Origin of the sequence: Curtobacterium sp. MCPF17_047 (genome assembly GCF_003234045.1) — a bacterium.
Taxonomy (GTDB): Bacteria; Actinomycetota; Actinomycetes; order Actinomycetales; family Microbacteriaceae; genus Curtobacterium.
On record NZ_QKSF01000029.1, the window covers coordinates 1 to 8,273 of the forward strand.

The 8,273-nt window shown below is 69.8% G+C and carries 10 protein-coding genes and 1 tRNA gene; 4 read left to right on the top strand and 7 right to left on the bottom strand.

The window, feature by feature from the left end; genetic code table 11:
• Nucleotides 1-321 (top strand): hypothetical protein (locus DEJ33_RS16665; RefSeq protein WP_220034500.1); only part of this gene is annotated, 321 nt, incomplete at its 5' end.
• A gap of 68 nt (nt 322-389) precedes the next feature.
• A complete protein-coding gene (locus tag DEJ33_RS16670) occupies nt 390-1,265 on the top strand; it encodes an acyl-CoA thioesterase II (protein ID WP_111079392.1) in 876 nt (291 codons plus the stop codon).
• 168 nt (nt 1,266-1,433) lie between these two features.
• On the opposite strand, the gene DEJ33_RS16675 is transcribed toward DEJ33_RS16670, so the two are convergent.
• From DEJ33_RS16675 to msrA, 5 genes are all read right to left on the bottom strand, one after another.
• The gene (locus DEJ33_RS16675; RefSeq protein ID WP_111195564.1) at nt 1,434-1,916 is read right to left on the bottom strand and encodes a thioesterase family protein; all 483 of its coding nucleotides are present in this window, start codon (nt 1,914-1,916) and stop codon (nt 1,434-1,436) included.
• 5 nt (nt 1,917-1,921) lie between these two features.
• On the bottom strand, nt 1,922-3,607 hold the full coding sequence (gene ettA, locus DEJ33_RS16680) for an energy-dependent translational throttle protein EttA (RefSeq protein ID WP_111195565.1): 1,686 nt from the start codon (nt 3,605-3,607) through the stop codon (nt 1,922-1,924).
• A gap of 53 nt (nt 3,608-3,660) precedes the next feature.
• Nucleotides 3,661-4,239 (bottom strand): single-stranded DNA-binding protein, encoded by a 579-nt coding sequence (locus tag DEJ33_RS16685; protein WP_111079393.1) that lies wholly within the window; start codon nt 4,237-4,239, stop codon nt 3,661-3,663.
• A 113-nt stretch (nt 4,240-4,352) separates the two neighbouring features.
• The gene (locus DEJ33_RS16690) at nt 4,353-4,580 is read right to left on the bottom strand and encodes a methyltransferase (RefSeq protein WP_111195566.1); all 228 of its coding nucleotides are present in this window, start codon (nt 4,578-4,580) and stop codon (nt 4,353-4,355) included.
• 38 nt (nt 4,581-4,618) lie between these two features.
• The gene (gene msrA, locus DEJ33_RS16695) at nt 4,619-5,146 is read right to left on the bottom strand and encodes a peptide-methionine (S)-S-oxide reductase MsrA (protein ID WP_111195567.1); all 528 of its coding nucleotides are present in this window, start codon (nt 5,144-5,146) and stop codon (nt 4,619-4,621) included.
• A 160-nt stretch (nt 5,147-5,306) separates the two neighbouring features.
• On the opposite strand from msrA, the gene DEJ33_RS16700 reads away from it, so the two are divergent.
• Nucleotides 5,307-5,573 (top strand): hypothetical protein, encoded by a 267-nt coding sequence (locus DEJ33_RS16700; protein WP_111079396.1) that lies wholly within the window; start codon nt 5,307-5,309, stop codon nt 5,571-5,573.
• A gap of 92 nt (nt 5,574-5,665) precedes the next feature.
• Nucleotides 5,666-6,961 carry a hypothetical protein gene (locus tag DEJ33_RS16705; RefSeq protein ID WP_111195568.1) on the top strand — a complete coding sequence of 432 codons (1,296 nt, stop codon included), beginning with the start codon at nt 5,666-5,668 and terminating at the stop codon, nt 6,959-6,961.
• Nucleotides 6,962-7,020: 59 nt separating this feature from the next.
• On the opposite strand, the gene DEJ33_RS16710 is transcribed toward DEJ33_RS16705, so the two are convergent.
• Together DEJ33_RS16710 and DEJ33_RS16715 are read right to left on the bottom strand one after the other, a co-directional pair.
• Nucleotides 7,021-7,093: transfer RNA gene (locus tag DEJ33_RS16710), tRNA-Arg, on the bottom strand.
• Nucleotides 7,094-7,107: 14 nt separating this feature from the next.
• Nucleotides 7,108-7,668, bottom strand: coding sequence for an AAA family ATPase (locus tag DEJ33_RS16715; protein ID WP_111195569.1), 561 nt, complete (start codon nt 7,666-7,668; stop codon nt 7,108-7,110).
• Nucleotides 7,669-8,273 lie beyond the last annotated feature (605 nt).

The window sequence follows — 8,273 nt, forward strand, 5'->3', positions numbered from 1 at the left end:
CCCTCACCCTGCCCCCGCCTGTCGATCCCCCACACGCCCATGCCACATCTGTTGAACGCCCTGACGTCCGTCCTCGTCGTCGCCGGCCTGCTCGCCTCCCAGAGCCTCCGCCCAGGTCTCGGTCTGCTGCTCTCGCTCGCGGGATCGGTGATCGCCAATCAGCTCGTCTGGATCATCTCGCCGACAGCCTGGTCACACCTCGTCACTCCCTGGCTGGCCAGCGCCAGCGGGACGCTCGTCGCCGTCGCCCTCTGGAGCGTGCTCAGGACTTCCCCGCGCGTCCTCGACCTGCTCGGCGCGACTGCCACCGGAAGCGACTGACGACACCGCAGTCAGGATCCCTGGACAGCACCTCTGGCACGTGCATGCGGTCTTCGTAGACTGATGGCGTGAACCGCGAACCCGACTTCCTCTCCACACTGCGTCTCGAGGACACCGGAGCGAGCACCAGGGAGACGATCCTCACCGGAGCGAGTCACTGGTCGCCGGGCGGCCGGGTCTTCGGAGGGCAGGTCCTGGCGCAGTGCATCGTCGCCGCCCAGGCCACCATCGAGGGCCGCGACATCCACTCCGTCCACGGCTACTTCCTCCGGCCGGGAGCGATCGACGTCCCGATCACGTTCGGCGTGGAGCGGATCCACGACGGCCGGTCCTTCGCCACCCGCCGGGTCCAGGCGTACCAGAACGGCACGCCGATCTTCTCGATGATCGCGTCGTTCCAGACACCGGATGCCGGGGCCGAGCACCAGGACCCGATGCCCCTCGACGTCCCCACGCCGGAGTCCCTGCCGTCCGCAGCGTCGGTACTGGCGGGCATCGACCACCCGACCGCACAGGCATGGGCGGAACGATCGATCGACATGCGACACGTCGACGGTCCGGTCTACGTGGACGTCCAGGGCGCGCAGGTCGCACACCAGGCGGTCTGGTTCCGGGTCGAGCGTGACATGCCGGACGACCCCGCCCTGCACCGTGCCGTCCTCGCCTACGCGAGCGACCTGTCCCTCCTCGAACCGATCATGCGTCGGCACGGCATGGCCTGGGGCACACCGGGCGTGAAGCTCGCGAGCCTTGACCACGCCATGTGGTGGCACCGTGACGGTCGCGCCGACGAGTGGGTGCTGTACGCGCAGGAGTCGCCGAGCGCCCAGGGTGGCCGGGGCCTCGCGCTGGGCCGGATGTTCTCCCGCGACGGCCGCCTGCTGGCCACCGTCGCCCAGGAGGGCATGATGCGCGTCCCGACGCCTGACGGAGTGTCGAGCTGACGCAGTGGCGCGGTGCGGCAGTGCGGCGGTGCGGCAGTGGTGCATCGCCGCGCTGCCGAGCTGCGCGGTGCCTGACGTGTCCGGCCGGCCGACGTGGAGCTGAGCTGACGTGTCCGACGGGCCGAGAACCCGAAGGGCCTCCCGCCGGCCATACGGACCGAGCGATCGTCAGGGTCGCGAGAACGCCACCGGCGGTTCGACGTACTGCTGGCAAGCGGCCCGCTCGACCTCGGTGAGGCGTCGTGGGCGGTTCGTCTCCGCGTCGACGAGCACCAGCGTGGTCGTGGCCCGCGTGTAGAGCTCGGCGGGCTCGTGCCCGATCGGCGACCACACCTCGTACGAGATGTCGAGGCTGGCCCCACCGATCCTCCCGATCCAGAGCTGGATGTCGAGCGGCCGGCGGAAGTACGGCGTCGATCCGAGGTACTCGAGGCGCTGCGCCGCGATCACCGTCATCGTCCCCGAACCCGGGCGGCCGTCGATCACCGGTTCAGGCGCGGACCCCGACTCATCGATCTCGTCGGGGTCCGGCGCCCAGAACGCCAGCACGCGTGCTTCTTCGAGCAGCCGGAGCATCGCGGAGTTGTTCACGTGCCCGTAGGCGTCGATGTCACTCCACCGGATGCGGATCGGAGCGTGCAGGCGTGCCACCGGGACTAGTCCCGGGTGAGCTTGCGGTACGTCGCGCGGCCGGGCTTCGCAGCGTCGGCTCCGAGGCGCTCGACCTTGTTCTCTTCGTACGCCTCGAAGTTGCCCTCGAACCAGTACCAGATCGGCGTGCCGTCCTCGTTCAGGCCTTCCCAGGCGAGGATGTGCGTCGCGATGCGGTCGAGGAACCACCGGTCGTGGGTGATGACCACGGCGCAACCGGGGTACTCGAGCAGCGCGTTCTCGAGGCTGCCCAGCGTCTCGACGTCCAGGTCGTTCGTCGGCTCGTCGAGGAGCAGCAGGTTGCCGCCCTGCTTGAGCGTCAGCGCCAGGTTCAGACGGTTGCGCTCACCACCGGACAGGATGCCCGCACGCTTCTGCTGGTCCGGGCCCTTGAACCCGAACTGCGACACGTAGGCACGAGAAGGGATCTCGGTCTTGCCGACCTGGATGTAGTCGAGTCCGTCGGACACGACCTCCCAGAGGTTCTTGTTCGGGTCGATGCCGCCACGGCTCTGGTCGACGTACGAGATGTCGACGGTGTCGCCGATCTTCAGCGTGCCGCCGTCGAGCGGCTCGAGGCCGACGATCGTCTTGAAGAGCGTCGTCTTGCCGACGCCGTTCGGGCCGATGACGCCGACGATGCCGTTGCGGGGCAGCGTGAACGACAGGTCGCCGATGATGACGCGCTCGCCGAACTGCTTGTGCAGCTTCTCGGCGTCGATGACCTGCGAGCCCAGACGCGGTCCGACGGGGATGACGATCTCCTCGAAGTCGAGCTTGCGCGTGCGCTCGGCCTCCGTGACCATCTCCTCGTAGCGCGCCAGACGCGCCTTGGACTTGGCCTGGCGCCCCTTCGTGTTGCTGCGGACCCAGTCGAGCTCGGACGTCAGGCGCTTGGCGAGCTTGGCGTCCTTCTTGCCCTGGACCTCGAGGCGGGCGCGCTTCTTCTCGAGGTAGGTCGAGTAGTTGCCCTCGTACGGGTAGAGGCGACCGCGGTCGACCTCGGCGATCCACTGGGCGACGTGGTCGAGGAAGTACCGGTCGTGGGTCACGGCCAGGACGGCACCGTGGTACTGCTGCAGGTGCTGCTCGAGCCACTGCACGCTCTCGGCGTCCAGGTGGTTGGTGGGCTCGTCGAGGAGCAGCAGGTCCGGCTTCTGGAGCAGGAGCTTGCACAGCGCCACGCGACGCTTCTCACCACCGGAGAGGTGCGTGACGAGCTCGTCCCCGGGCGGGCACTGGAGGGCAGCCATGGCCTGCTCGAGCTGCGAGTCGAGGTCCCACGCGTCAGCCGCGTCGATCTCTTCCTGCAGAGTGCCCATCTCGGCCAGGAGCGCGTCGAAGTCGGCATCCGGCTCGGCCATCAGCGCGGAGATCTCGTTGAAGCGCGCGAGCTTCCCGTGGATCTCGCCGACGCCTTCCTGGACGTTCTCGAGGACCGTCTTGGTCTCGTCGAGCTCCGGCTCCTGCATGAGGATGCCGACGGTGAAGCCCGGGGTCAGCTTCGCCTCGCCGTTCGAGGGCTGGTCGAGCCCCGCCATGATCTTCAGGATCGTCGACTTGCCCGCACCGTTCGGCCCGACGACGCCGATCTTGGCGCCGGGCAGGAACGACATCGTGACGTCGTCGAGGATCAGCTTGTCACCGACCGCCTTGCGGGCGCGGACCATCTGGTAGATGTACTCAGCCATATCGCTCCAAGTGTAGTGATGACACTGGTCGCTCGTGGGCTCGGGTGCCGAGATCAGGCCGCATCGAGCCCGACCGGGTGGTCCGGCTGCTCGTCGGCGGGGGTCAGCATCGCTGCGAGGGAGTCCTCGGTGCCCTGGCGCTCGTCGGGGTGGGTGTCGTCCGGCACTGCCTCGACGGGTGGGTGGGCTGCGTCCGGGATGTCCTCGTGGACCTCGCCCGTGTCGTGGTCGACGCGTGGCGAGGAACCGGGGGCGGCGGTCGCCTCGGTGACGTGGCGCGGCAGTCGCATCCAGTTGCTGATCCCCCAGGCGAGGTCGTGGCCGATCCCCTCGGCGTCGATCTCCACGCTCGTCCCGCCACGGCCGTCGCGCTCCCAGTTGCGGATGCGCACGCGTCCGGTGACGACCACCCGGTCGCCCTTGCTGAGCGACCGGTTGACGTTGGCGGCGAGGGAACGGAAGGCGGTGACGGTGTACCAGTTGGTCGGACCGTTGCCCCAGGTCGAGGTTTGGCGGTCCCAGCGGCGGGACGGTGAGGCAAGCCGGAGGCTCGTGATGGCGATGCCCGTCTCGGTGACGAGGTGGCGGGGTTCGGTGGCGACGATGCCGCAGACCGTGATCGTGTCGTTCATGGCTCGATCGTCGGGCAGAGCGAGCCCCCGCCGGCTCGTGGCGCCGAGGATGTGGAGAGGAGGCGCCGATCACGCTCCCTGTGCAGGAACGTGATCGGAGCCTCCCGTCCCGATCAGTGCGCGCGGAACTCGGGCCGGTCCGCGAGCGGACCCAGCGCCTTGTGCACCGCGCCCTTGGCGGACTGGAGCGACGGGTACGTCCCGCCCGGGCCACGTCGCCCGTACAGCTCCACGCGGAACCCGCCGGCATCGCGGTGGATGGTGCCCACCGCTCCTGCCGGTCCGACGGCGACCCAGGTCCCCGTCGTCGCGTCCGCGTTCTGCAGTGTGTCGTTCGTCATCGTGCGACCACCTCCTCGTGGCCCCGACGCCCCGTCGTTCAGGACGCCAGGATGTACTGACTGTATGCCTTGCGGACCTTGTTGACCTTGGGCAGTGCGACGGCGAGGCAGTAGCCCTGCCCCGGGTTCTTCGCGAAGAAGTCCTGGTGGTACTCCTCCGCGCGGTGGAACTCGCCGAGCGGCTCGATGGTGGTGACGATCCCGCCGTCCCAGATGTCCGAGGCCCGCCCGATCGCCTGCTCGAACAGCGCACGCTGCTCGTCGTCCGCGGGGAACACGGCCGACCGGTACTGGGTACCGACGTCGGCGCCCTGACGGTTCAGCTGGCGCGGGTCGTGGAGGGTGAAGAACACGTCGAGGACGACCTGCGCCGGCAGGACGGTCTCGTCGAAGGTGACGGCGACGGCCTCGGCGTGGCCGGTCGTGCCGGTGCACACCTGCTCGTACGTCGGGCGCTGGTCACTCCCGCCGATGTAGCCGGACACGACGTCCTGCACACCCTGCAGCGTGCGGTACACCGCGTCGAGGCACCAGAAACATCCACCTGCGAGCACGAACGTGGTCATGGTCAGGACCTGCCTTCCGAGGCTCGGGAGAGCCGTTGAGAGAACCTTCCTCCACAACGCCGGGAGGCCCGTGCGTGTTCCCCAGGTCGGGCTGCGGTCCGACCTGGGTGTCGGTGGCCGAACGTACATTCGAGTCACACCCGCCGACCAGGAGGCCCACATGCAGACGACGACGGACGCCCGGCTCAGCATCCACTCGCCTCGACCGGTCGCGCGCTCCCGCGGCGATCTCCGGATCCTGGATGTACGCGACGACCTGAGCCGTGTCACGCGGGCGAACGGCGAGATCGTCGGGTACGTGGACCGGGTCGACGTCGCCGGCGGCACCGCGTACCGGGCCCGTCGCTACATCGCGGCCGAACGCCGGTTCGTCGAACTCCCCAACGTCTGGGACGCGGACGACGCCGTCGACACCCTGCGCTGGTGATGATGTTCCACATCGGAATCAGATGCGATGGATGTGCGGTTCCTCCGCCTGTCATCCCCAGACCCCGACCGATCCCGACGTAGGGTGCGCGCATGCAGTGGTGGAACGACCTGAACGACTGGACCTCGTCGGACGACGGCTGGCGCGTGTTGTCGGGGGCGATCATCCCCTTCATCGCGATCGTCGTCGCGGGCATCGTCGCAGCACTGATCGGCCGCGGAGCGACGAAGCGCGTCGTCTCGCTGCAGGAGCGTGAAGCGAAGAACGCTGCCGTCGCCGGACTCATCTCGGCAGCGCGGAAGGCCGCCAACTGGGGCTCGCTCGGGCACGATGAGCGCGCCTACGCAGATCATCTCGCCGAGGACGCCGACATCCGACTCCGTCTGCTCCCCGTCACCGGCGCACCGACCGCCGCGAACTGGGCGCAGCACGAGATCGCGGACATCAAGAAGAACTCCTCGACCTTCAGCTTCCAGGCGGAACAGTCGCTGACCGAGTTCCGTGACCGCATCCTCGAGTGGCAGGCCCGGCCCGGTCGCGCGCGCAAGCTCTTCAAGAGTGACCTCGAGCGCTGGAAGTTCGATTCCCCGGACCCCGACGCCGACCTGATCAAGCGCCAGCAGGACTGGAACGCCGACAAGGTCGACTCGGCCCGCACGCCGGAACCGGCTCCCACTCCGACCACCACATCGCTCCGCCCCGCCCAGCCGCCGATCACGCCGGCCGCGGACGCCGGCCCTCGCGCCGGTTCGGCCGCCGGTACCGCTTCGTCGGCCACTGCTCTCGGCGCGTCGGCCGCTGCCCCCGCGCAGGCGTACCCGAACTCGACACCGACGTCGGCCGGACGTCCCGCTGACAGTTCGTACGGCTCCGACGCGACGGTCCCGATCTCGGACAACGCGACGCGCCCCTACTCCGACGGGGAGACCACGCCGATCCGTCCGACCCTCGGCTCCCCTGCCTTCGGGTCGCAGAACCGCGGTTGGTCAGCCTCCCGAGAGCGCGACACCACCGACGCCGACCAGACCGACGCTGACAACGAGGACGCCGTGGACGACGTTCCCGTGAGCTCTCTCCGCCCCGGTTCCGCGGACCGTGCACCGGTGGTGCGCGACGAACGGAACGGCCGCAACGACCTCCCGGCGTCGTGGACGGCGCGCGGCTCCTCACACGACGACAACGAGCGTGACGACGTCCGCGGTGACCGGAGCAACAGGACCGACGTGCCTGTCGGCGCTGCCGGTACCGCCAGCACGACATCGATCCCGACGCGGATCGCCGATGCCCCCGCCGAGCCAGCTGACGCGAACGAGACGTCGGAGTCCCCGTACTCGAATCCCGTCAGCGCGAGCGAACTGCGTCGACGCGCTGTGGACGACGACGAGTGAACTGACACCGCCTGACGACGAAGGCCGCCATCCCCGGGGATGGCGGCCTTCGTCGTCGGTGCCCCCGGCAGGAATCGAACCCGCGGCACGGTGGGTAGAAACCACCTGCTCTATCCACTGAGCTACGGAGGCGGACGCCGACGATCTTATTCGGTGCGCGTGCTGAGCTGCCCGACGAACCGCTCGACCTCCCGCTGCGAGCGCAGGCGCACGATGCGCAGGTGCGGAGCGTCGTCGGCCAGCGACGGCACACGCTCCCGCATCTCGTTCCGCTTCGCGATGCCCCAGCGGAGGATGTGCTCCTTCCGGGTGAAGAACGTCCACAGCGGCGGTTCGACGTTGCCGTTCCACAGCTCCGTGCGGTGCAGGCGTCGTCGGACTGTCCGTCGGAGGAGGCGCACGAACGCCACCGACCTCGGCAGGTCGAGCCAGACCAGGGTGTCCGCACGCTCGACCAGCAGATGCCGCACGCCTCGGTACTGCCACTCGCAGACCCAGGTCGGGGTCGCAGTCATCTCGTCCACCCGGGCTTCGAAGTCCGGCAGCACCGTCCATCCGGGCCCGTGGTACATCTCGTCGAGCTCCGTGTGCGGTGCGCCGATCGCCCGGGCGACCCGGCGCGCAGTCGTGGTCTTGCCGACGCCGGCCGTCCCCGCCACGAGGACCCGTCGCGGCGGAGGATCGAGGACGTCTTCGGCGTCGAGCATCTCTCGACCATATGACAAGCTCCGCCCACCCCGCGGCGCGAGCGGGCGGAACACCAGGGACGCATCCGGGCGGACCCGGGTACTTCGACCGCTCACGCACCACGCGCCTCCCGGCACCGTCCCGCCCAGCGCCCTCGTCCTCGCCCTCGCCCTCGCCGAGGCGAGCGGGCGGAAGACCCGAGACGCACCCAGGCGGACCCGGGTACTCCGCCCGCTCACGCAACACGCGCCTCCCGGCACCGTCCCACTCGCCCCGCCCCGCACTCTCGCCCGTCGCCCTGACCTGAGGCGAGCGGGCGGAAGACCCCGGACGATCCCAGGCGGACCCGTGTACTCCGCCCGCTCACGCACCACGCGCCTCCCGGCATCGTCCCACTCGCCCTCCCCGCGGCGAGCGGGCGGAAGACCCCGGACGATCCCAGGCGGACCCAGGTACTCCGCCCGCTCACGCGCCACGCGCCTCCCGGGACCGTCCCGCCCAGTGCCCTCGCCCTCGCTGAGGCGAGCGGGCGGAAGAGCCGGGACGCACCCAGGCGGACCCGGGTACTCCACCCGCTCACGCAACACGCGCCTCCCGGCACCGTCCCACTCGCCCCGCCCCGCAC